The following is a 22,793-nucleotide window of genomic DNA, read 5'->3' as shown; positions in this document are numbered from 1 at the left end:
ACGGGGGGCGGGTGGGGCCGGTGTGCGCGACTCCGGTTGCCGGGTTGTCGGTCTGCGCGGGTGTGCGCCGGTTGGTGAGGGGTCGGCCGGGGCCCGGCGTCTCATTGGCTGAGCTGTTGCGGTTCCAGGGGCCCCCAGGGCGTCGGGCACTTGTCGGGTGAGGGACAATGAAGGCTCTGTCAGGGCGGGTTGCATGAGGGGACGCATGTCGGAGGCGGAGCGGGCGGGAGCATCCCGTCAGGACAAGAGCGAACGTCTCCTCGCCGGGCGGTACCGGCTGGGGGATGTTCTCGGCCGCGGCGGCATGGGCACGGTGTGGCGCGCGCAGGACGAGACCCTGGGCCGCACGGTGGCTGTGAAGGAGCTGCGGTTCCCGTCGGCCATCGACGAGGAGGAGAAGCGCCGGCTGATCACGCGCACGCTGCGTGAGGCCAAGGCGATCGCGCGGATCCGTAACAGCGGCGCGGTGACGGTCTTCGACGTGGTCGACGAGGACAACCGGCCGTGGATCGTGATGGAGCTCGTCGAGGGCAAGTCGCTCGCCGAGGCCATCCGCGAGGACGGCCTGCTCACGCCGAAGCGCGCCGCCGAGGTGGGCCTGGCCATCCTCGACGTGCTGCGCTCGGCGCACCGCGAGGGCATCCTGCACCGGGACGTGAAGCCGTCGAACGTGCTGATGTCCGACGACGGCCGGGTCGTGCTCACCGACTTCGGCATCGCGCAGGTGGAGGGCGACCCGTCCATCACCTCGACCGGCATGCTCGTCGGCGCGCCCTCCTACATCTCGCCGGAGCGGGCGCGCGGCCACAAGCCCGGCCCCGCGGCCGACCTGTGGTCGCTGGGCGGTCTGCTGTACGCGTCGGTGGAAGGTGTGCCGCCGTACGACAAGGGCTCGGCGATCGCGACGCTCACGGCCGTGATGACCGAGCCGGTGGAACAGCCGAAGAACGCGGGCCCGCTGGAGAACGTGATCTACGGCCTGCTCGCCAAGGACCCCGAGCAGCGGCTCGACGACGCGGGCGCCCGCGCGATGCTCAAGGAAGTGCTGCGCGCGCCCGACCCCGAGCGGTCCCTGCCGGAGCCGCCGGACGCGACGAAGGTCGTGGCCTTGCCACCGGTGCCGGAAGGACCGGGTCGGCGGGGTGCGGGCGGTCTCGGTTCCGGTGCCAGGAAGGGCGAGGAGCCGGCGGAGCGGCTGCGCGGGGCGATGCGCTCGGTGCGCAAGGCCGCGACGGCGGCCGGTGCCGCCACGGCGGCGGCCACCGCGGCGGCGACGGCCCGTGCGAAGACGGCCGGCGGCTCGGACGCCTCCGGGGCGGAAGGGGCCGCCGGGACGGCCGGCGGCACCTCCGTGCCGTCCGCGTCGGTGGGTTCGTCCGTGCCGCCCGCTCCGCGGAAGCCGGAGGGCCGTGACGGTGCGTCGGTGAACTCCAGTTCGGCCGGGGGCGCCGGATCCGCGGGTGCCGACGGTGGGCGGAACGCCTCGGGTTCCGGGTGGCCGGCGGCCCCCGAGCGGCCGGCGCGGCCGGCGCCGAAGGCGTCGCTGACGGATGTCGTGCCGCGCCGCACGCTGGTGATCATCGCGGTGGCCCTGGCGCTGGCCGTGCTCGGCACCGTTCTGGCCCTCACTCTCGGTGGCGGGGACGACGACGGCTCCAAGGACAGCAGGACCGGCGGCGGCAAGGCGGCCGCCTCCAGCGGAGCGACGTCCGGGAACGGGAGCGGCGACGACACCAAGCAGGACGACGACACCAAGAAGGACGACGACGGCGTCGACAGCGGCGACAAGTCGGGCTCCGGCTCGGGCTCGGACGCGGACGGGACCGAGGACGCCTCCTCGGACGCGAGCGCGAGTGCGAACACGTCGGACGGTTCGAGCGGCGGCAAGGAGTCGGGATCGGGTTCCGGCGCCGCGAAGACGTACAAGAGCGGGCAGGGCTTCTCGATAGGGCTGCCGAAGGGGTGGAAGTACCAGTCCCAGGACGCCGCGGGAGCCCGGTTCACGGGGCCCGACGGGCAGAAGCTCCTGGTCGGCTGGACCACGACGCCCAAGGACGACCCGGTGGCGGACTGGAAGAACCAGGAGCGCTACATGAACCGCTCCCAGTACACCAGGGTGCGCATAGAGCAGGTGGACTACCGCGGCTGGAACACGGCCGACTGGGAGTTCACCTACGTGGACGGGGGCACGAAGTACCGGTCGATCGACCGCGGTTTCGTCGTCAACGCGCATCAGGGGTACGCGCTGATGTACACGGCGAAGGCCTCCGCGTGGGACAGCGCTCTGCGCAAGAAGACGTGGAAGACGCTGACCGAGACGTTCCAGCCGAAGTCGTGACGTACCGCTCGCCGAGGTGACGTTCCGCCACGGAAGGGAGCCCGAGATCTCGCATCACCGCTCTGCGGGTTGCCTCGGGCACGTATCGTGAGTGGTTGCGGACCGTACGAAGCCACAACGGAACGCAAGGCGAACGGAATTGACCAACCGGTCGGCTGGGGGAGGCATCGTGGACGACTATGCGGGACGGGTACTGGCCGACCGTTACCGCCTGCCCCTGCCGCCGTCCGACGAGTACGAACTCGCCGAGAGCCGGGCCTTCGACACCTACAGCGGGCAGGAAGTCCTGGTACGGCAGGTGCCGTTGCCGGAGGTCGTCGAGGCCGAGGTGCTCGACGCGGACGGGCTGCCCGAGGGGTTCGTGGCCCGGGACGGCGGGGTACGGCGGGCCTCCGCGCGGACCACGCGCCGGCCCACCGAACCGGCGGTGCTCCGCGCGATCGAGGCCGCCCAGGCCGCCGCGCAGATCCCCGACCATCCCCGGCTCGACCAGGTCTTCGACGTGTTCGCCGAGGGCGGGTCGCTCTGGATCGTGAGCGAGCTGGTCCCCGCGAGGCCGCTGGCGGCGCTGCTCGCCGACAAGCCGCTCAGCCCCTACCGGGCCGCCGAGGTCGCCTCCGACGTCCTGACCGCGCTGCGGGTCCTGCACGCGCACGGGTGGGTCCACCGGAACATCACCGCGCGCACGGTGCTCGTCTGCGACGACGGCCGCGTACTGCTGACCGGACTGGCGGCCGGTGCCGCCGAGGAGGCGCTGTGCGGGTACGACCCGGTGCCGGTGCGGGAGGACGACCTCACGAATGAGCCCGGACCGGGTCCTGGGGCCGCCGAGGGCGGCCTCGCGCGGCCCGGCTTCGGCGGAGGCTCCGGGCGGACCGGGAACGGTCGTCCGGCCGGGCCGGACGCGGGCGCTCCTCGCGGTGCCGGCGCCGGTGGGCCGGGCGGCGCGGGCGGGCGCGGCCCCGCCGGCGGCATCGGGTTCGGAGGCGGTCCCGCGCGCGGTGTCGCCGTGGCGGCCACGTCCGGTGCCGATGCCGAAGAGGCCCGCCGGGCGGCGATCGAGGCCCGGGCGGAGCAGGGAACACCGGTTCCGGGGACGCCCACGACGGGTGCCGGGGGCAGGGGCCCGCGTGCTCTCGAGGCGGCCGGTCCTGCGGGGCAGGCCGGGCCGGGCGGCGGATCGGACACGGGCGGCGGAGCGGGGGGCGCCGAGAGCGACGTCCGCGCAGCGCGCGCCGGGGCCATCGCCGCGTACCGCGCGGGAGCGCGCGCCGCGGCCCGCGTACAGGGGGAACAGCGGGGCGACCCGCTCGCCCTTCCGGCACCCCGGCCCGCGGCACCCGGCGAGCAGAACGGACAGGCCGGCCAGGACAGTGCGTACGGCGCCTCCGAGCACTCCCCGCAGGACCGGGCTCACGGGCAGACGCTGCTGCCCGGTCAAGGCGGGCAGCAGCGCCCCCACACCGCGCCCCCGGGCCAGATAGCCGACCCGTACGGAGTGGGCGCCACCTGGCACGGGGCTCAGCCACGCCCTGCCGGACCCGTCGGCGGGGACAACGGCCAAGGGCACCCCACCCTTCCCCCGGGAGCGGGCGGCAGGCCGGCCATGGGGGCCACCGGGTACGAGCGTCCCGCGTCCGGGCCCGGAGGACAGCAGCCCTTCGCCGCGGGGCACGGCGGTCGTCCGGGCGTCCCGGCCCCCGGAGGGTCTCCCGACACCGGCCGGGTCCCGGACAGCGGCCGGTTCACCGGCGGCTTCCAGGCTTCCGGATACACCCAAGCGCCCGGACTTCCGGGCGGTTTCACCGAGTCCGGGCACGCCCGCGGGCCCGGCGCCTCCCCGGCCGCCGATCACACCCGGGTTCCCGGTATCGCGCAGGGCCCCGCCCCCGCCCCGCACCACCCCGAAAGCCGCAGCGGCGGTTGGGGCGAGCTGGTCGTCGGGGCGTCGCCACGGCGAGGTCCCGCCACCGCGCTCGCGGCGGAGCGGGCCCGGCAGGCACGGATGGCCGTGGTCGGACCGGTGACCGAGCGCTGGGCGCCGGAACAGGCCGGGCCGGTGCACGAGAACTGGCAGCTCGCGGCCCCGATCGGGCCGGCCACCGACCTGTGGGCCCTGGGCGCGCTGCTCTTCCGCGCCGTACAGGGGCACGCGCCGTATCCGGAGGAGAACACCGCCGAACTGGTGCAGCTGGTGTGCGCGGAGCCGCCCGCCTTCGCCGAGGAGTGCGGACCGCTGCGGCCCGTCGTCGAGTCGCTGCTGCGCCAGGACCCCACCGAGCGGCTCGACTTCGAGGAGCTGCGCGGCTGGCTGCGGTCCCTGGTGCGGTCCGCGCCCGAGCCCGAGGCCGGGGCGCACGTCGTGCCCGTGCCGCCCGCCGACCCGAGCCGGCTGCCGATCGTGCGGCGCCGGGGCGAGCTGGTCCGCAGGCGTCGCGCCGGGCTGCCCGCGACCAGCCCGCACGCCCGCCACAAGCGCGCCAGGAAGGCGAGTTCGGCTCGGCCCCGCCGGCTCGGCCGGAATCTGCTCCTGCTGATCCTGCTCCTGCTGGCCGCGGCGGTCGCGTACGCCATGGTCTTCATGCCCAAGTCGGACCGGAGCGGCACGGGCGAGCAGCGGACCGGCGCCGCCGGGCAGGCCGGACCCACCCCCGACACCGGCGGCGACGCCAAGGCGAGCAGCGAGCCACGACCCGACCAGACCTCACCGGGCCCCGACAAGAGCCCCTCGGGGAAGTCGAGTTCGACCTCCTCGCACACCACCACCGATCCCGATGTCGCCCAGGGCTTCACGCTCCGCAAGGACCCCGAGGGATTCCGGGTCGCCGTGGCGAGCGGCTGGGACCGTTCGCCGAAGAACGGCAGCGGCCAGGTCGTCTACTCCCAGGGGGACTTCGAGCTCATCGTCGTACCCGGCCGGGACAGCACGGCCACATACGGCAGTGACCCGATGACGTACCAGCGGGAGAACGAGAAGGAGTTGCAGCCCTTCCGGGACTCGACCTGGGCCACCTCCAGCGGGATGCGGCGGATCGACGTGGGGGGCCGGGCGATGGCCGAGGGCCAGTTCATCTGGCAGGACTCGGCGGGACGTTCGCTCTACGTGCGCAACCTCGCGATCATCGTCGGCGGGCACTACCACGTGGTGCAGGTGCGCGGCCCGGAAGCCGAACGGGACGAGGTGACCCGGCTCTACGAGCAGGCGTCGGGGACCTATCAAGTCACGGGCTGAACAAGTCTCCTGCGCCCGGACCCCCGCGTTCCACCGGGCGAGGCCGCCTGAACATCGATCGGTTCCCTCCCGTACAGGGAAGGGAGAACCGTCACAGTGCGGTCTCCGTACGACCCCGCTTGTTCCCTGGTGGGTGACCGCTCCTTAGTCTGACCCTGTCAAGACCATTGCGGGGAAACGTGAATCAGATGCAGGGCCTGCTCCTCGCGGGCCGCTACCGGCTTGTCGACTCCATCGGCAGCGGTGGCATGGGCCGGGTTTGGCGCGCCCACGACGAGGTGCTGCACCGCGCAGTCGCGGTCAAGGAACTGACCGCCGCGCTGTACGTCGCCGAGAGCGACGTCGCCCGGCTGCTCGCCCGCACCCACGCCGAGGCGCGGGCCGCGGCCCGGATCAACCACTCGGCCGTCGTCACCATCCACGACGTGCTGGAGCACGACAACCGGCCCTGGATCGTCATGGAGCTGGTCGAGGGCAACTCGCTGGCCGACGAGGTCAAGGAGCAGGGCCGCCTCGAACCGGCCGAGGCGGCACGGATCGGTCTGTGGGTACTGCGCGCGCTGCGCGCCGCGCACGCGGCCGGAGTGCTGCACCGGGACGTGAAGCCCGGCAACGTCCTGCTGTCGTCCGACCGGCGTGTGCTGCTCACCGACTTCGGGATCGCGCAGGTCGAGGGCGACACGACGATCACACGGACCGGCGAGATCGTCGGGTCCGTCGACTACCTCGCGCCCGAGCGGGTGCGCGGCCACGACCCCGGTCCGTCCTCCGACCTGTGGGCTCTCGGGGCGACGCTGTACACGGCGGTGGAGGGACGGTCGCCGTTCCGCCGCACCTCGCCCATCGGCACCATGCAGGCCGTCGTCGAGGAGGAACCCGCCGAACCGGTCAACGCGGGTGCGCTGGGGCCCGTCCTCGCCGCACTGCTGCGCAAGGATCCGGCCGAGCGGCCCGGCGCGGCGCAGGCCGAGCAGATGCTCGCCGAGGCGGCGGCGGGGCGACTGTCGAGTGCGGCGCAGCCGTATGCGCCGACGGGGCAGGCGGGGTACGACACCACGGAGACGGGGACCGGCACCGGTACCCGCGTGCAGACGGCCGCCGCCACGCCGTATCCGCCGATGAGGACCGGGCCCGTGCCCGCGCCGCCGAAGCGGCACCGCCTGCGTACGTTCGTCCTGGTCGTCGCCCTCGCGGCGATCGTCGGCGGGGGTGTCGCGGTCGCGCTGCAGCAGTTCGGCACGGGCAGCCCCGGCGGCTCCGGCTCTGCCTCGTCGACCCGGAGTGCCGACGCCAAGCCGAGCGACAAGGGCGGCCAGGGGGCGGTTCCCGACGGTTGGGAACGGCGCGACGACCCGGTGGGCTTCAGCATCTCCCTGCCCAAGGGGTGGACGCGGTCCGTCTCCATCGACAAGGACGGCCTCCGGCAGGTCGACTACTCGCCCGACAAGGGCAAGCACCTCGTGCGGGTCGCCGTCGACACCGCGCCGGACTTCAGCACCTCGTACGAGCACATGAGCGACCTGGACGAGAACCTCGCACGGCGGCTTCGGGACTACAGACAACTGCTCCTCAAGGAGGAGCTCTTCCGCGACCAGCCGGGTGTCCGCTGGGAGTACACGTTCGACGCGCTGGCCAAGGACGCGCCGCACTACTTCCCGGGGCCCTACCGTGCGATCGACGTCGGGTACATGAGCAGTGACGGCACCGAGTACGCCGTCTACGAGGCCTCGCCGGCCGGCGACTGGGCCACCACCAGAAAGCAGTTCGACGTGATCCTGCGGAGCTTCCAGGAGGGCTGATCCGAGCGGAACGGATCAGGCATAGTCCGTGCAATGGCGGACGATCGTGCTCCCTTCGATGACCGCCACCTGCGCGCCGACGTAGTCGAGATCATCGCCGGAGGGCGACGCGTAGGTGCTGAACGAGGTGGTCGATCCGTTTCCGTCGTATTCGGAATGCCAGGGCCACTCCGTCACCCATCCGGTGCCCTCGTCTATGGAAACGAGGCGAATGGCCACGTGGTGGCCATCGGCGGCGGTGTCCTTGACCCAACCGCTGATGTCCGCGTGGTGGGCCGTCCAGTTGGTGAACGAGAGACTCCCCGAGGCGCCGGTCACCGAGCACGCGGCTCCGCCGCTCGCCGCGCTGGCGTTGGTCACTGTGGTCGTGGCGAATATGGCCACCGCCGCGATGCTCGTGACGGAAAGGCGCTTCAACGTGTTTCCCATGAGGGAAAGGTAAGGCTTCCATGATCGACATGACAGGGTGATTCCGGCCGCCCGTTTTGCCCCCGCACGGTGAATATCTCTTGGCGATTTTCCAGGCCTTGTGTCTTTAATGCGCAACAGGTCGTGGCCGAAAAGACCGCCCCTGGCTGTCCGGCCCGCCCTGGTCACGGACGCAGGCGAACTGGCCGAACCGGCCGAACCGGCCGCGCCGGCCGAACTCACCGTCTCTCAGGAGCCGTCGCGCGCCACCGGGCCGCTGGTGTGCCGAGCCGGCCGCGCCCGGAGCTTCGCGGGCAAGGCGTCCGGCGGGAACACGGGCGGGCCGGAGCCCGGCAAAGTCCTGGGGCGGCGGCATACTTGGCCGGTCGCCGCCACGGAAGGCGTCCGTCCGGTGCGGCATGATGGGGCCCATGGGGACCGAGGGGGAGAACGTCCGCGTGATCGCGGGCCGTTACCGGCTGGAGGCGAGAATCGGCCGGGGCGGCATGGGGGTCGTCTGGCGGGCCACCGACCAACTGCTCGGCCGGCAGGTCGCCGTGAAGGAACTGGCCCTCGACGACTCGCTCTCCGCCGAGGAGAACCGCCTCCAGCGTGACCGCACCCTGCGCGAGGCGCGGGCCGTGGCCCAGCTCCACCACCCGCACATCATCGTCGTGCACGACGTGGTGGTGGACGACGAACGCCCGTACATCGTCATGGAGTTGATCGACGGCGGCTCGCTCGCCGAGCGGATCTCGGCGCGTGGCCCGGTCGACGCCCGCGAGGCCGCCCGCATCGGCATCGACCTGCTCGGAGCGCTGCGCCGCGCGCACGAGGCGGGGGTCCTGCACCGCGACCTCAAGCCCGCCAACGTCCTCGTCGAGGCGGGCACCGACCGTGTCGTGCTCACCGATTTCGGGATCGCCCAGGTCGCGGGCGCGACGACGCTCACGGAGAGCGGGGCGTTCGTCGGCTCCCCCGAGTACACCGCGCCCGAGCGGATGTCCGGGGCGCGGACCGGTCCCGAGTCCGACCTGTGGTCGCTCGGCGCCCTGCTGTGCACGGTGCTGAGCGGCGCATCACCCTTCCGCCGCGACTCGCTGGGCGGCATCCTGCACGCGGTCGTCGTCGACGAGATCCGTCCGCCGGCCCAGGCCGCACCGCTTCTGCCCGTCGTGCGAGGACTGTTGGAGCGCGATCCGGAGCGGCGGCTCGACGCGGCGGAGGCCGAGCGGATGCTGCGCGCCTTCCGCGACACCGGCCGTACGCCGCGCCTGTCGGTCCCGTACACGCCCACGCGGCGGGACGTCCCTCTGCACCGACCGGGGACCAGAGCGCAGCCGCCCGCTTCCGGTACCGCGGCGGACGGCCCGCCCAAGCAGTCCACGCGGAGCCTCCTCGTCGCCGCCGCGCTGGTGGCCGCGATGGCCGGCGCGGGGGTGTCGGCGGCCATGCTGCTGATGCACGGCGGCGGGGACGGCAGACCGCCCTCGTCCAGTGCGCCGGGCACATCACGGACACCGGGTACGTCGTCCTCGGCGTCCGGCACGCTCTCCGCCCCGCCCGCGAGCGCCGCGCCCACCGTCACGGTGACCCGGCGGCAGTCGCCGACCGCCACCGCGGCCCGCACGGCGCCCTCGGGATACCGCGTCGCGTCGGACCCGGACGGCTTCTCGCTCGCCGTGCCCGAGGACTTCACCCGGGACCCGCAAGGGGAGCGGGTCTTCTACATGTCGCCGGGGCAGACCTTCCGCCTCGGTATCAAGCAGGCCGATCCCGAGACCGGCGGTCCGCTCGGGGTGATGCGCCGGGCGGACGCCGCGGGGCCCGCCAACAACCCCGGGTACCGCGCCGGCACGGTCGCCCGGACCACGCACGACGGACACCCGGCCGCCCTCTGGGAGTTCACCTGGGACGGCTTCACCAAGGCGGAGGGCGCACGGCACACCTACGACCTGTGCTGGGAGCAGGGCGGCCGGATGTACGACGTATGGGTCTCGGCGCCGGTCGGGCGGGGGACGGAGGCGAAGGAGTACTTCGACGTCGCGGTCGATACCTTCGTACCCTCATAAAGGGGAGATAAGGGATGGTGCGCGTCACGGGTCTGTGACCGGCGGGCGACGGGACTGGATGGCGACCGGCCTGCCGCGATACAGATGGACGCATGAGCGACAACGGGGGAGTCCCTCACGGGGGCGACGAGCCGACGAGTTTTGGTCTGCAACCGCCGAGGGCCGCGGTGCCCGGCGTACCCGCGGGGGCCCCGGCCGCCGCCGTGCCGTACCCGGGCAATCCGTATGCCACGCCCGCCCGGATCGTCCCGGACCAGCCGCAGGCTCCCGCGCCGCAGCCCGCGCCGGAACCGGGGACCGGGCGCCTCATCGGCGGGCGCTACCGCCTGCTCTCCAAGCTCGGGCACGGCGGCATGGGCACGGTGTGGCGGGCCAAGGACGAGACCGTGGACCGCGAGGTCGCCGTCAAGGAACCGCGGGTTCCCGACCACCTTCCCGAGCGTGAACGTGCCAACGCGTACGAGCGGATGCGGCGCGAGGCGCGCGCGGCGGCGCGGCTCGACCACCCCGCGGTGGTGAGCGTGCACGACGTGGCGGTCGTGGACGGACAGCCCTGGATCGTCATGGAGCTGGTGCGGGGCCGCTCGCTCGGTGACGCCCTCCAGGAGGGCACGCTCGGCGTCCGCGAGGCCGCGCGCGTCGGTCTGGAGGTCCTCGGTGCCCTGGAGGCCGCGCACGCGGCCGGCATCCTGCACCGCGACGTCAAGCCCGACAACGTGCTCCTCGGCCGGCACGACCGCGTCGTGCTCACCGACTTCGGAATCGCCCAGATCGAGGGCGAGACCAGCCTGACGGACACGGGCGGTTTCGTCGGCTCGCCCGAATACATCGCCCCGGAAAGAGTGCTCGGCCAGCGCCCCGGTCCGGCCTCCGACCTCTGGTCGCTCGGTGTGGTGCTCTACACCGCGACCGAGGGTGTCTCCCCCTTCCGCCGCAGCAACACACCCGCCACCCTTCAGTCGGTCCTCAACTCCACGCCGGCCGCGTCCGGTTCGGTGGGCGGCCCGCTCGCGGAGGTGATCAACGGGCTGCTCAGCAAGGAGCCGTCCCACCGCCCCGCGGCGGCCGAGGTGCGGCGCCTCCTGGAGGAGGCCGCACAGCCGCCGGCCCCGGCGCCCACCCAGGTCGTGCGGATCGAGGGCCCGGACGGCCCCGGAGGGTCCGGCGGCAGGGGCATCCGGGTCGGCCGCAAGACCCTGATCGGCCTCGGAGTGGCGGTCGTCGCGGCCGCGGTGGCGGTGTACCTGGTGATCGCGGACCCGTTCGCCGGTCCGCTGCCGGACGGCTGGGAGAAGAAGCACGTGACGGACGTCGCCGCGACGCTGGCGGTGCCCGCCGGGTACCAGGAGGCGACACCGGACCGGACGTCGGACAAGAAGCACTGGGTCACGTACACCGACTGGAGCGGGAGCATCTGGATCGGGCTGAGCCTTGCCAGGAAGTCCGAGGACACGAACAAGGAGATCAAGGGCTCGGCGCGGGCCGAGATGTACGCGGACGACGGCGAGTTCAAGGCGACCGGCTCGTACGACCTGAGCATGCCCGAGGGCCCGAAGACGTCCCCGGACGCAGGGGTCACGTACCAGGGCGGGCAGGCCGCGGAGAACACCGTGGGCTACAAGACCACCGACAGCCAGAACCCCCGCCCTCGTGAACTCCGGCTCTTCTACTACAAGTCGAAGGCCGGCGACATGTACAGGCTCACGATCAGCTATCCGAGCAAGGGCGACTTCACGGCCCGGGGTCGTGAAGTCGCCAGGACGGCGATCGCGAACCTGGACATCGACAAGCCGTGATCGACCGCGGCGGTGCCGCGCGGGCGGCCGGGGTCGCGGTGGCTGTGGCCGCGGTCTCGTCCCCGGTGACCGGACTGTGATCGGAAAAGTGACCCCCCGGTGATCGTTGGATCGACAACGGCCTGATCAGCGGGTTTGCTGCCAGTGATCACTGGCGGTGTGTGAGTACTCGGTGAAAGGCTATTACCGACGGGTACCCAAAGGGAGCGAGCAGGCATACTCTGCGGCTCATGACGGACTCGCAGGCCGCGGAGCAGGCCACGGAAATGACCGGCACCGACGAGACGGCCGGTACCGGCGCATCAGGCGTCCCCGGTGTCATCGGCACCAACCCGCTCGCCCCCGCCCCGGTCGGCGCCCGCACCGCCGCCGATGTCGTCACCCCCGAGCTCGTCGCGCAGCTCACCAAGGGCGTGGCCGGGTCCGGGCGGACCGCCAACCACACGCCGTTCACCGGCGAGAAGCTGGCCGACCTGCCCGAGTCCACCCCGGAGGACGTCGAGAAGGCCTTCGAGCGGGCCCGCGCGGCCCAGGTCGCCTGGGGTGCCACCCCGGTACGGCAGCGCGCCGCCGTCCTGCTCCGTTTCCACGACCTCGTGCTCGCCCGGCAGGCCGAGGTGCTGGACCTGATCCAGCTGGAGACCGGCAAGGCCCGGCTGCACGCCCACGAAGAGGTCCAGGCCGTCGTGGTCGCCGCGCGGCACTACGGACGCAAGGCGCCCGCGTATCTGCGCCCCAAGCGGCACACCGGCGCGGTCCCCACGCTCACCAAGGTCACCGAGCTGCGCCACCCGCGCGGAGTCGTCGGGCAGATCGCGCCCTGGAACTACCCGCTGGAACTGTCGGTGGGCGACGCGCTGCCGGCCTTCGTCGCGGGCAACGCCGTCGTCATGAAGCCCGACACCGAGACCTGCCTCACCGCCCTGTGGGCGCGTGACCTGCTCATCGAGGCCGGGCTGCCCGCCGAGGTCTTCCAGGTCGTCCTCGGGGACGGGCCCGTCGTCGGACCCGAGGTCGTGAAGCACGCCGACTACGTCTCCTTCACCGGGTCGACCCGGACCGGCCGCGAGGTCGCCCAGGGCGCCGCCGCCCGTCTCGTCGGCGTCTCCCTCGAACTCGGCGGCAAGAACGCCATGGTGGTCCTCGAGGACGCCGACATCGACAAGGCCGCCGCGGGCGCCGTCCGCGCCTGCTTCTCCTCCGCCGGTCAACTCTGCATCTCCATCGAGCGGTTGTACGTCCACGAGTCGATCGCCGACGCCTTCGCGGAGCGGTTCGCGGCCCGGACCAGGGCCATGCGGCTCGGCACGTCCCTGGCGTACGGGGCGGACATGGGGTCGCTGGTCGGGGAACGGCAGCTGGAGACGGTGGCGCGGCACGTCGAGGAAGCCGTCGCCAAGGGGGCCACGGTCCTCGCCGGCGGTGTCGCCCGGCCCGACATCGGCCCGTACTTCTACGAGCCCACCATCCTCGACGGAGTGGAGGCCCCGATGGCCGTCTGCGCCGAGGAGACCTTCGGCCCCGTCGTCTCCCTCTACCGGTTCACGACCGAGGACGAGGTCGTCGAGCTCGCCAACGCCACGCCGTACGGCCTCAATTCGTCCGTCTGGACGAAGGACGGGCGGCGCGGTCGCGCGGTCGCGGCCCGGCTGCGGACCGGCACGGTGAACGTCAACGAGGGGTACGCGCCCGCGTACGGCAGCGTCCAGTCGCCCATGGGCGGCATGAAGGACTCCGGCCTCGGCCGCCGGCACGGCTCCGAGGGCATCCTCAAGTACACCGAGGCGCAGACCGTCGCCCATCAGAGGCTGCTGCCGATGGCGCCGTCCCTCGGCATGGACGACGAGAAGTACGCGGCGTTCATGAGCCGCAGCCTCAAGGTCATGAAGGCGTTCCGGCTGCGCTAGGCACCGGCCCCGCACGGGCCCTCGGCAACGATCCACGGTTCGCAACGGTTCTCAACGAGGAGAGCGGCACGTGTCACAGGAGAGCTCTGTCCAGGAACAGCCGGACGAGGGAACGTACGACTACGACGTCATCGTCGTCGGCTCCGGTTTCGGCGGATCCGTCACCGCGCTGCGGCTGACGGAGAAGGGATACCGCGTAGGTGTCCTCGAAGCGGGCCGGCGCTTCACCCGCGACGCGCTCCCCAAGAACTCCTGGGACATCAAGAACTACCTCTGGGCCCCGAGGCTCGGGATGTACGGCATCCAGCGCATCCATCTGCTGGGCAATGTGATGGTGCTCGCGGGAGCGGGCGTCGGCGGCGGTTCCCTGAACTACGCCAACACCCTCTACGTGCCGCCGAAGCCGTTCTTCGAGGACCCCCAGTGGAAGGACATCACCGACTGGGAAGGGGAGTTGAAGCCGTACTACGACCAGGCCCGGCGCATGCTGGGCGTGCGGCTCAACCCGACCATGACCCCGTCGGACGTGCACCTCAAGGCCGCCGCGGAGCGGATGGGGGTCGGTGACACCTTCCACATGGCACCCGTGGGTGTCTTCTTCGGCGACGGGCAGGACGCGGACGGCCGTGCCAGGGCCGAGCCCGGCGCGGAGACCGCCGACCCGTACTTCGGCGGGGTCGGTCCCGCCCGCAAGGCCTGCACCGAATGCGGCGAGTGCATGACCGGCTGCCGCCACGGCGCCAAGAACACCCTCAACGAGAACTACCTCTACCTCGCCGAGAAAGCGGGCGCCGTCGTCCATCCCATGACGACCGTCGTGTCCGTCACCGACGACTCGCGGGGCGGCTACGCCGTGGGGACCCTCCCGACGGACGAGCGGCGCAAGGGCAAGGGCCGGACCCTCACGGCGCACCGGGTCGTACTCGCGGCCGGCACCTACGGCACCCAGACGCTGCTGCACCGCATGAAGGCGGGCGGCCAACTGCCGTACCTGTCGCAGAAGCTGGGCGAGCTGACCCGCACCAACTCCGAGGCGCTGGTGGGCGCGCAGACCGACAACCGGCGCTACCGGAAGGCACACGGGACGCCCAAGGCCGACTTCACCCAGGGCGTCGCGATCACGTCCTCGATCCACCCGGACGAGAACACCCACATCGAACCCGTCCGCTACGGCAAGGGCTCCAACGCGATGGGCGGCATGTCCATCCTCCAGGTCCCTTACGCGGAAGGCTCGTCGAGGGTCGCCGGGTGGCTCGTCAACGCGGCCAGGCACCCGCTGCTGGTGCTCCGTTCGCTCTCCAACCGCCGCTGGTCCGAACGCACCATCATCGGGCTGGTCATGCAGTCGCTCGACAACTCCCTGACGACTTATCTGAAGCCGAAGGGTGCGGGCAAGGGACTGTTGACGGCACGTCAGGGGCACGGGGCTCCCAACCCCAAGCAGATCAAGGCCGCTTCGCAGGCCGCCTCCGTCCTCGCCGAGGAGATCAACGGCTTCGCGGGCAGCAATGTCGGCGAGCTGATGGGCACCCCGCTCACCGCGCACTTCCTCGGCGGCTGTCCGATCGGAGCCGGGGCGGACGAGGGCGTCATCGACCCCTACCACCGGCTCTACGGCCACCCGGGCATCTCCGTCGTCGACGGTGCCGCCGTCTCGGCGAACCTGGGCGTCAATCCCTCGCTCACCATCACCGCGCAGGCCGAGCGGGCCATGTCGTTCTGGCCCAACAAGGGCGAGGCCGATCCGCGTCCGGCGCCGGGAGTCGCGTACGAGCGTCTCAAGGCGGTGGAGCCGAGCCGGCCCGCCGTCCCCGCGGACGCCTTCGGCGCACTGAGGCTGCCGTTCCTGGGCATGCCGACGCTGCCGCCGAAGCCGTAGCCCCGCCCGGAACCCGGGGCGGGCGTTCCCGGAGTGCAGGACAGCCCCCGTGCCTCGGGTCCCGGACAGCCCCCGTGCCTCGGGTCCCGGACAGCCCCCGCGCCTCGGGTCCCGGTGGGTCCTGGGCCTCGGGCGGCCCTGGGCCTCGGGTCCCGGACAGCCCCGGGCCTCGGACGGCCCCGGCGTTCGGGTCGGCTCCGGCGTTCGGGTCGGCTCCGGCGTTCGGGTCGGCTCCGGCGTTCGGGCTTCGGGTCCGGGTCCGCTCGGGCCTCTGGGCCTCGGATCCGGTCGGCTCCGGTGTCCGGGCCCCGGGTCCCGGTCGGCCTCGGGCCTGGGGTCTCGGCTGGAGCTCGGGCCCCGCACGAGTCCCGGTCCCGGACGCGAAGAAGGACCTGCACCCCCCTCCGAGCGCAGGTCCTTCTCTTCGTACGGGGCTGATGCCCGCGTCAGTCGTGTGCGGCCGTGTTACGCGGTCGCGCCGGACTTGCGGCGACGGACGACGACCAGGGCGCCGGCACCGGCGACCACGGCGATACCGCCGGCGAGGCCGATCATCGGCAGGGCGGAGCTGGAGCCCGTCTCGGCGAGGCTGCCGTCGACCGCCGGGGTGTTGCTCTTGTCGGCGGGCTTGTCCGAGACCGGGACCTTGCCGCCTTCCTGCGGCTTGGTGCCGTCGGTGTCCGTGCCGGCCGCGACGATCTGGAACTTGTACGCGACCTCGCCGAAGCCGGTGCATTCCGCGTCGGCGTCGCCGTAGATGCTGGCGCCCAGCGAGAAGCCGGCGCCGACCGGGGCACTGGACTTCACGTTGATGCGCAGCGGGACGTCGACCTCGTAGTCGGGCTTGAGCTCGTCGGTGTAGCCGACGAAGCCGACCGCGTAGCCCTCCTCGTCGACGTTCTCCCAGGTCTTGTCGGCCGGGTTGTACGCCTGGAGCTGGACCTTCTTGCTCCGGAAGAGGTCCTCGCCCGCCTTGTCGGAGGACGCGCCGGCGAAGAAGCCGAGGTCCGTCAGGGTGGAGTCGGAGTTGTTCAGCACGTCCAGGGAGAACTTGTGCCAGCCGCTGCCCGCCGCGATCTTGCCGGGCAGGCCGTTGATGGAGACCTGGACCTTGGAGTCCTCGCACTCGGAGGGCTCGGGGTCCGGGGACTCCGACTCCTCCGGCTCGGAGGAGCTCGGCGCCGGGGCCGACGCCGAGGCGGAGTCGCTCGGGGCCGGGGCGGACGCGCTGGTGGACGACGACGCGGAGGCGCTGGCCGACGCGGAGTCGGACGGCTCGGGAGCGGCCTCGGACGAGCTCGGCGAAGCCGACTCGGAGGAGGACTCGGACACGCTCGCGCTCGGGGTGGGGTTCTCCTCCGCGAACGCGGCCGGCGCGACCGACAGCAGCGCGAGCGGGGCTATGACAGCCGTCGCGGCCGCAGTGGCCATGGCACGGCGAAGCTTCATGAAGACCTCGGAAGTCCGGAGCGCCGTGAACTCGCGGCACTCATATGGCTTTTATGGGTGAGGCCTCCGCGTGTGGGGCGCGGTTGTGGCCGTTGGTTCTGCAGGTGTGACCGGCGAAAGCTGAGAATGGTTGTCCTTCAACTCACATAATTCTTATGTGGGCTGAGTCACACCCGGATGTGCCTTGTGTACGTCCGTTCGAACCGCTTAGAAATGTCCTTCGTGTCTGACAAGCAGCCCGAGGAGACCGGGGAGCCGGCGGTCCCTGACGACGTGTGGGAACGCTTCGCACGCGACAGCGAACGCGACATCCGCGACTCGGCCCCCAAAGAACCGTCCGCACGGGCGCGCATGGTGACGGAACGGCTGCGTCAGCGGGACGCGCAGGAGGCCGAGCGGGCCTCCCGCCGAAAAGCCTGGAAGGGCACGCAGCGGACCGCCCAGCCCGAGGGCTGGCGGACGGGCCCCGCGTGGCGCGAGATGGACGGGCGCGCGGCCCGCCGCCGCCGGCTGTGGGCGATCATCGGGGTCCCGCTCGCCGTCGCCGTGCTGGTCGTCGCGATGAAGCCCTCCCTGCTGCCCGGCGATCCCTTCGGCACCTCCGCCGACGCGTCCGCGGACGGCACCCCGCTGCCCGCCGAGACCGCGGCCCCGACCGCGCCGCCCTCCGGCTCGAACACCGGATCGCCCACCCGGGAACGGCCGTTCGCCGGGTCCCCCGCCGAGCGCTGGGCCGACGGCGCGGCCGGCATCGTCGTCCCGAAGGCCACCCCGGTCGGGTCGCTGACCAAGGAGCAGGTGGCCACCGCGCTGCGGCAGACGAAGAACCTGCTCGTCGGGGCGAACCTCGACCCGGCGACCCTGCGCGGTGAGCGTCCCGAGGCGGCGATCGCCGTCCTCGATCCCAGACAGCCAGGGATGGTCCACGATGTGAACCGCCGGCTGCGCGCACCGGGCAAGGGACACGACCCGCTGACGCTCTTCAGCCGGTTCGACCCCGACGAGGCACGCCTGGTCGGGAACGTGGTCAAGACCCGCGGCCGGATCACCTTCAAGAAGGGCAAGGACGCGTCGGTCGCCATCCACGCCGACTACACCTTCGTCTACCCGGTGTCCCCGGCCCGCGGGAAGTCGACCGAGGTGACCCGCACCATCGTGCGCCGCGTCCTCGACGTCGCGTTCCTGGACCCGAGGAAGTTCCAGGTCACTCCGGGCAGACTGACGATCAGCAAGTACACCGAGGACATCGGCAACTCCGCCTGCGACGTCTACGACGGCTTCCTGCACCCGCAGTTCCGGTCGGCCACTCCCAGCGGTGCGCCGCCGACGGGCCCGACCACCGACCCGTACGACCGCAGCCGCGACATCCAGCCCTCCGCCGCGGCCGGCTGCGGCACGGTGTCCCGCACCTGACCCGCGTCCGCGCCGCGGCGTCCATGGACCCCGGCGTCCGCGCCCCGGCACGGCGAAGGGCCCCACGGGACGGATGTCCGCGGGGCCCTTCGCACGTCAGCACCGACGTCAGGGCAGCGCCGATGCCTGGAAGCGGCGCCGGGGGGTGCGCCGTTGGTCAAAGGGGGTTGCCGCCGGTCGGGCGCCGCGGCGCACGGGGTGCGCCTGTGGTGCCGACCTTGGCGGGCCGTGTCGCGGGGTGCGGTTCCGCGGCACGGATCGAGTTGTCCGATGGTTGTCGACGAGGCTGTCCTGGTTGTCGACGAGGCTGTCCAGCACGGGACTTGGGACTGTCCCGAGAGCTGGACCGCACAGGGTGGATCTGCGGTGTGCGCTGTTCTCGCATCGTGCTGGGTGGGCGACGGCCTCCGCAACCGCCGCGACACCGCTGAACAGATTCCGCCGGACGGCCCCGGGCGTCCCCGGAGCCGACCGTTCTCTTGAGTGACCGGGCTGCTGTCCCCTGCCGTCCGGTCACAGCACCTGGAGCGAGGTCCCACGACGTACGGCACGATCCGTACGTCTCATCGCTCCAGCGGAGCCACGCGTGGTTCTTTCGGGCCCGCCCCTGGCTGACACGGACATCAGGAGAAACGAAGTCCGCGGCACCCCGGTCACGCGCCGTACGGGTGAGAGGGAATGCGTACGTGCGTACGCCGGGTACTGGGCCGCGCGTCCCGGAGGCCGTGGTCTCCCGGCTTACCCTCCCGGGTCTCAGACGCGGCCGCGGCACAGTTCGAGGAGGGTCATGGCCAGCGAGGTGCCCGGCTTGCCGAGCGCCTCCCGGTAGTGGCCGAGGATCTCCATCTCGCGGGACAGGTTGACCCGTCGGCCGCCGGAGGTGATCCGGGCCTCCTGGATCACGGCCGAGACGGCCATCCGTTCCTGGACGAGACCGATGATCCGGTCGTCGAGGGTGTCGATGCGCTCGCGGGCACCGGTGATCACATCGGCGGCCTCGTCGGTGCGGGCGCCGGTCTTGTCGAGTACGTCGGCCATGGTGGGGCTCCTCGGTGGAAGGGGTGCCCCGGAGCGGCTCGGCCCGGAAACGGCAGACGCCCCGGGCCTTGTCGGCCCGGGGCGCCTGGGAAGTCGCTTGTCAGTTGCTCAAGCAGCACGACCATGGCAGCCGGTGGGCCGGTTGCCATAGGTAAACAGGAAGGTCGTGTGCGTGAGCATGACCGCAGTATGCACGCCCGCGGGGGCACGGGCCAAGCGGGTTCGGATGGTGAGACCCGGGCCGGAAACCCGGGCGGCGCCAGCCCCACCGCGGCCCCCGGTAGAATCGGCCGTACACACCCTTTTGCTCACCGCCGGAAGGCAGACCGTGCCAGAAGCGTCCCCCGCCGCCCCCGACACCGTCCTGGTCGTCGACTTCGGTGCGCAGTACGCCCAGCTCATCGCCCGTCGTGTCCGTGAGGCCCGGGTCTACAGCGAGATCGTGCCGAGCACCATGCCGGTCCAGGAGATGCTCGCCAAGAACCCGGCCGCGATCATCCTCTCCGGCGGGCCCTCGTCGGTGTACGCGGAGGGCGCCCCGCGCCTGGACCGCGAGCTCTTCGAGGCGGGCGTCCCCGTCTTCGGCATGTGCTACGGCTTCCAGCTGATGGCGACGACCCTCGGCGGCACGGTCGACAACACCGGCGCCCGCGAGTACGGCCGTACGCCGCTGCATGTCTCGAAGTCCGGCTCCACCCTCTTCGAGGGCACCCCGGACGAGCAGCCGGTGTGGATGTCGCACGGCGACGCCTGCTCCGCCGCTCCCGAGGGCTTCACGGTCACGGCCTCCACGGACGTCGTCCCGGTCGCCGCCTTCGAGAACGACGAGAAGAAGCTCTACGGCGTCCAGTACCACCCCGAGGTCATGCACTCCACGCACGGCCAGCAGGTCCTGGAGCACTTCCTGTACCGCGGCGCGGGTCTCACCCCGTCCTGGACGACCGGCAACGTCATCGACGAGCAGGTCGCCCTCATCCGCGAGCAGGTCGGCACCAAGCGCGCCATCTGCGGTCTGTCCGGAGGCGTGGACTCGGCGGTCGCCGCGGCCCTCGTCCAGAAGGCCATCGGCTCCCAGCTCACCTGCGTGTACGTCGACCACGGTCTGATGCGCCAGGGCGAGACCGAGCAGGTCGAGAAGGACTTCGTCGCCGCGACCGGCGTCCAGCTCAAGGTCGTGGACGCGCAGGAGCGCTTCCTCACCGCGCTCAAGGGTGTCTCGGACCCCGAGGAGAAGCGGAAGATCATCGGACGCGAGTTCATCCGCGTCTTCGAGCAGGCCCAGGCGGAGATCATCGCCGAGGCCGCCGAGGGCGAGGACGTCGCGTTCCTGGTGCAGGGCACGCTCTACCCGGACGTGGTCGAGTCCGGTGGCGGCACCGGCACCGCCAACATCAAGTCCCACCACAATGTGGGCGGCCTCCCCGAGGACCTGGAGTTCCAGCTCGTCGAGCCGCTGCGCAAGCTGTTCAAGGACGAGGTCCGGATGGTCGGCCAGGAGCTCGGCCTGCCGGACGAGATCGTCCAGCGCCAGCCGTTCCCCGGCCCCGGGCTCGGCATCCGGATCGTCGGCGAGGTCACCAAGGAGCGTCTGGACCTGCTCCGCGAGGCCGACGCCATCGCCCGCGAGGAGCTCACCGCCGCCGGTCTCGACCGGGACATCTGGCAGTGCCCGGTGGTCCTGCTCGCGGACGTCCGCAGCGTGGGCGTGCAGGGCGACGGCCGGACGTACGGCCACCCGATCGTGCTCCGTCCGGTGTCCAGCGAGGACGCCATGACGGCCGACTGGTCGCGGCTGCCCTACGACGTCCTGGCGAAGATCTCGACCCGCATCACGAACGAGGTCGCGGACGTCAACCGCGTCGTGCTCGACGTGACGAGCAAGCCCCCGGGCACCATCGAGTGGGAGTAGTCCTCCCACGAGGGGCGTAGAACCCCCTAGGTCCGCCTGAGCGTGCGCACCGGCGCGCCGGGCTTCCAGACCTGGACGACCAGATACGTGTCGTCCTCGACATAGGTCCGCGTGACCTCCGTCAGCTCGGTGCGGAAGAGGTGGAACGGCTCCGGCGGTTCCACCTCTTTCACGTACGCGGCCTTCGCCGGGACGTCGTCGCCGACCTCCACCGCCCGCCCGCTGATCCGTACGTCGCCGCCGCCCATGTCCGTGCCGGCCCCCGGGTTCGTCTGGAGCGCGAAGCGCGGGTCGCGGCGCAGGTCGAGCGCCTTGAGGGAGTCCGGCATCATGCCGAGCCACAGCTCGCCGTTCAGGAAGCGCGCCTCGATGCCGGAGGTGCGGGGCGAGCCGTCCTTGCGGAGGGTCGCGAGGACGTGGTGGGTGAAGGCGCCGAAGCGCTGTTCGACGGTCTCGGCGAGGTCCGGTTCGGCCGTGGAGAGAGCTTCCCAGTTCATGCCAGCGAGTCTGACGCGTATACCCGACATCTCCTGTCGGGTTTTGTCGGTGTCCCTCTTTGTTCCTCTTTTTTCTCTCACGGAACACCCCTGTTCTCCTGCGCTGACCCCGGGTAACTTCCGCTCCGTACCGAACACGCCAGTGGTTGGAGGACATATGCACGGGCCCACTCCGCCCCTGCCCCGCCCCACCGACCAGCTGCGGTTCGCCATGCCGCCGATGCACGAATCGATGGACGACGAGCGGCGGCACCGCAAGGAGCGGCTGGCCGGCGCGCTCCGGCTGTTCGGACGGCTCGGCTTCGAGGACGGCGTCTCCGGACACATCACGGCGCGCGACCCGGAGTACAGCGACTGCTTCTGGGTCAATCCGTTCGGCATGCCGTTCAAGCACGTCACCGTGAGCGACCTGGTCATGGCCAACCAGGACGGGCAGGTGATCCAGGGCCGCTACCACGTGAACCAGGCGGCGTTCACCGTGCACTCCCAGGTCCACGCCGCCCGCCCCGACGTCGTCGCCGTCGCCCACTGCCACTCCGTGCACGGCCGCGCCCTCGCCGCCCTCGGTGATCTGCTCGACCCGATCACCCAGGAGAGCTGCGCGTTCTACGAGGATCACGCGCTGTACGACGCGTATACCGGGGTCGCCGTCGACGCGGAGGAGGGCCGCAGGATCGCGTCCGCGCTGGGCAGCCGCAAGGCGCTGGTGCTGCGCAACCACGGACTGCTGACCGTCGGGGACTCGGTGGACGCGGCGGCCTGGTGGTTCCTGTCCATGGAACGGTCGAGCCAGGTCCAGCTCACCGCGAAGGCCGCGGGCCGGCCCCTCCTCATCGACCACAAGCAGGCGGTCGCCACCCGGGAGCAGCTCGGGGGCGACCTGGTGGCGTGGATCAACTACCAGCCGCTGTGGCAGGACATCAGCCGCAGCGAACCCGACCTTCTCAGCTAGGGGCTGCCGTTCGGGCCAGGGGCCAGGGGCCAGGGATCAGGGGTCAGGGGTCAGGGATCGCGGCGCGGGGTGCGGACGGTGCTGCCGGAGTGGGTGAACGGTGC

14 protein-coding genes are annotated in these 22,793 nt (G+C 72.0%); 10 read left to right on the top strand and 4 right to left on the bottom strand.

What is annotated here, in order from left to right:
• The first annotated feature begins 205 nt into the window (after positions 1–205).
• The 3 genes from OOK38_RS09450 to OOK38_RS09440 all read left to right on the top strand — a co-directional run bounded on the left by OOK38_RS09450 (position 206) and on the right by OOK38_RS09440 (position 7,369).
• A complete protein-coding gene (locus OOK38_RS09450) occupies positions 206–2,338 on the top strand; it encodes a serine/threonine-protein kinase (protein ID WP_266849327.1) in 2,133 nt (710 codons plus the stop codon).
• Positions 2,339–2,507: 169 nt separating this feature from the next.
• Positions 2,508–5,570, top strand: a complete 3,063-nt coding sequence (locus OOK38_RS09445) for a protein kinase (protein WP_266848341.1) — start codon at positions 2,508–2,510, stop codon at positions 5,568–5,570.
• A gap of 188 nt (positions 5,571–5,758) precedes the next feature.
• A complete protein-coding gene (locus tag OOK38_RS09440; RefSeq protein ID WP_266849325.1) occupies positions 5,759–7,369 on the top strand; it encodes a serine/threonine-protein kinase in 1,611 nt (536 codons plus the stop codon).
• A gap of 15 nt (positions 7,370–7,384) precedes the next feature.
• Here the strand turns inward: OOK38_RS09440 and OOK38_RS09435 are convergent, their stop codons facing one another.
• A complete protein-coding gene (locus OOK38_RS09435) occupies positions 7,385–7,798 on the bottom strand; it encodes a hypothetical protein (protein ID WP_266848340.1) in 414 nt (137 codons plus the stop codon).
• A gap of 410 nt (positions 7,799–8,208) precedes the next feature.
• Here OOK38_RS09435 and OOK38_RS09430 point away from each other — a divergent pair, with 410 nt between their 5' ends.
• The 4 genes from OOK38_RS09430 (at position 8,209) to OOK38_RS09415 (ending at position 15,431) form a co-directional block, all read left to right on the top strand.
• On the top strand, positions 8,209–9,849 hold the full coding sequence (locus OOK38_RS09430) for a serine/threonine-protein kinase (RefSeq protein WP_266848338.1): 1,641 nt from the start codon (positions 8,209–8,211) through the stop codon (positions 9,847–9,849).
• A gap of 92 nt (positions 9,850–9,941) precedes the next feature.
• Positions 9,942–11,645, top strand: a complete 1,704-nt coding sequence (locus OOK38_RS09425; protein WP_266848336.1) for a serine/threonine-protein kinase — start codon at positions 9,942–9,944, stop codon at positions 11,643–11,645.
• A 230-nt stretch (positions 11,646–11,875) separates the two neighbouring features.
• Positions 11,876–13,552 carry a succinic semialdehyde dehydrogenase gene (locus OOK38_RS09420; RefSeq protein ID WP_266848334.1) on the top strand — a complete coding sequence of 559 codons (1,677 nt, stop codon included), beginning with the start codon at positions 11,876–11,878 and terminating at the stop codon, positions 13,550–13,552.
• 70 nt (positions 13,553–13,622) lie between these two features.
• Positions 13,623–15,431, top strand: a complete 1,809-nt coding sequence (locus tag OOK38_RS09415; RefSeq protein ID WP_266761852.1) for a GMC oxidoreductase — start codon at positions 13,623–13,625, stop codon at positions 15,429–15,431.
• A gap of 465 nt (positions 15,432–15,896) precedes the next feature.
• Here OOK38_RS09415 and OOK38_RS09410 read toward each other — a convergent pair whose 3' ends face one another.
• Positions 15,897–16,880 (bottom strand): LAETG motif-containing sortase-dependent surface protein, encoded by a 984-nt coding sequence (locus tag OOK38_RS09410; protein ID WP_266761854.1) that lies wholly within the window; start codon positions 16,878–16,880, stop codon positions 15,897–15,899.
• 213 nt (positions 16,881–17,093) lie between these two features.
• On the opposite strand from OOK38_RS09410, the gene OOK38_RS09405 reads away from it, so the two are divergent.
• Complete coding sequence (locus OOK38_RS09405; RefSeq protein WP_266848332.1) at positions 17,094–18,293, top strand: hypothetical protein; 1,200 nt, start codon at positions 17,094–17,096, stop codon at positions 18,291–18,293.
• A 753-nt stretch (positions 18,294–19,046) separates the two neighbouring features.
• On the opposite strand, the gene OOK38_RS09400 is transcribed toward OOK38_RS09405, so the two are convergent.
• The gene (locus OOK38_RS09400; RefSeq protein WP_266761858.1) at positions 19,047–19,331 is read right to left on the bottom strand and encodes a chorismate mutase; all 285 of its coding nucleotides are present in this window, start codon (positions 19,329–19,331) and stop codon (positions 19,047–19,049) included.
• Between the two features lie 328 nt (positions 19,332–19,659).
• Here OOK38_RS09400 and guaA point away from each other — a divergent pair, with 328 nt between their 5' ends.
• Complete coding sequence (gene guaA / locus OOK38_RS09395; RefSeq protein ID WP_266761860.1) at positions 19,660–21,240, top strand: glutamine-hydrolyzing GMP synthase; 1,581 nt, start codon at positions 19,660–19,662, stop codon at positions 21,238–21,240.
• Between the two features lie 26 nt (positions 21,241–21,266).
• On the opposite strand, the gene OOK38_RS09390 is transcribed toward guaA, so the two are convergent.
• The gene (locus OOK38_RS09390) at positions 21,267–21,737 is read right to left on the bottom strand and encodes a pyridoxamine 5'-phosphate oxidase family protein (RefSeq protein WP_266761862.1); all 471 of its coding nucleotides are present in this window, start codon (positions 21,735–21,737) and stop codon (positions 21,267–21,269) included.
• Between the two features lie 157 nt (positions 21,738–21,894).
• Here OOK38_RS09390 and OOK38_RS09385 point away from each other — a divergent pair, with 157 nt between their 5' ends.
• The gene (locus OOK38_RS09385; protein ID WP_266761863.1) at positions 21,895–22,689 is read left to right on the top strand and encodes a class II aldolase/adducin family protein; all 795 of its coding nucleotides are present in this window, start codon (positions 21,895–21,897) and stop codon (positions 22,687–22,689) included.
• Positions 22,690–22,793 lie beyond the last annotated feature (104 nt).

The sequence above is a fragment of the Streptomyces sp. NBC_00568 genome (genome assembly GCF_026341855.1).
GTDB lineage: Bacteria > Actinomycetota > Actinomycetes > Streptomycetales > Streptomycetaceae > Streptomyces.
Note: the sequence above shows the minus strand (reverse complement) of the source record. Positions and strands in the feature narration are given on the sequence as shown.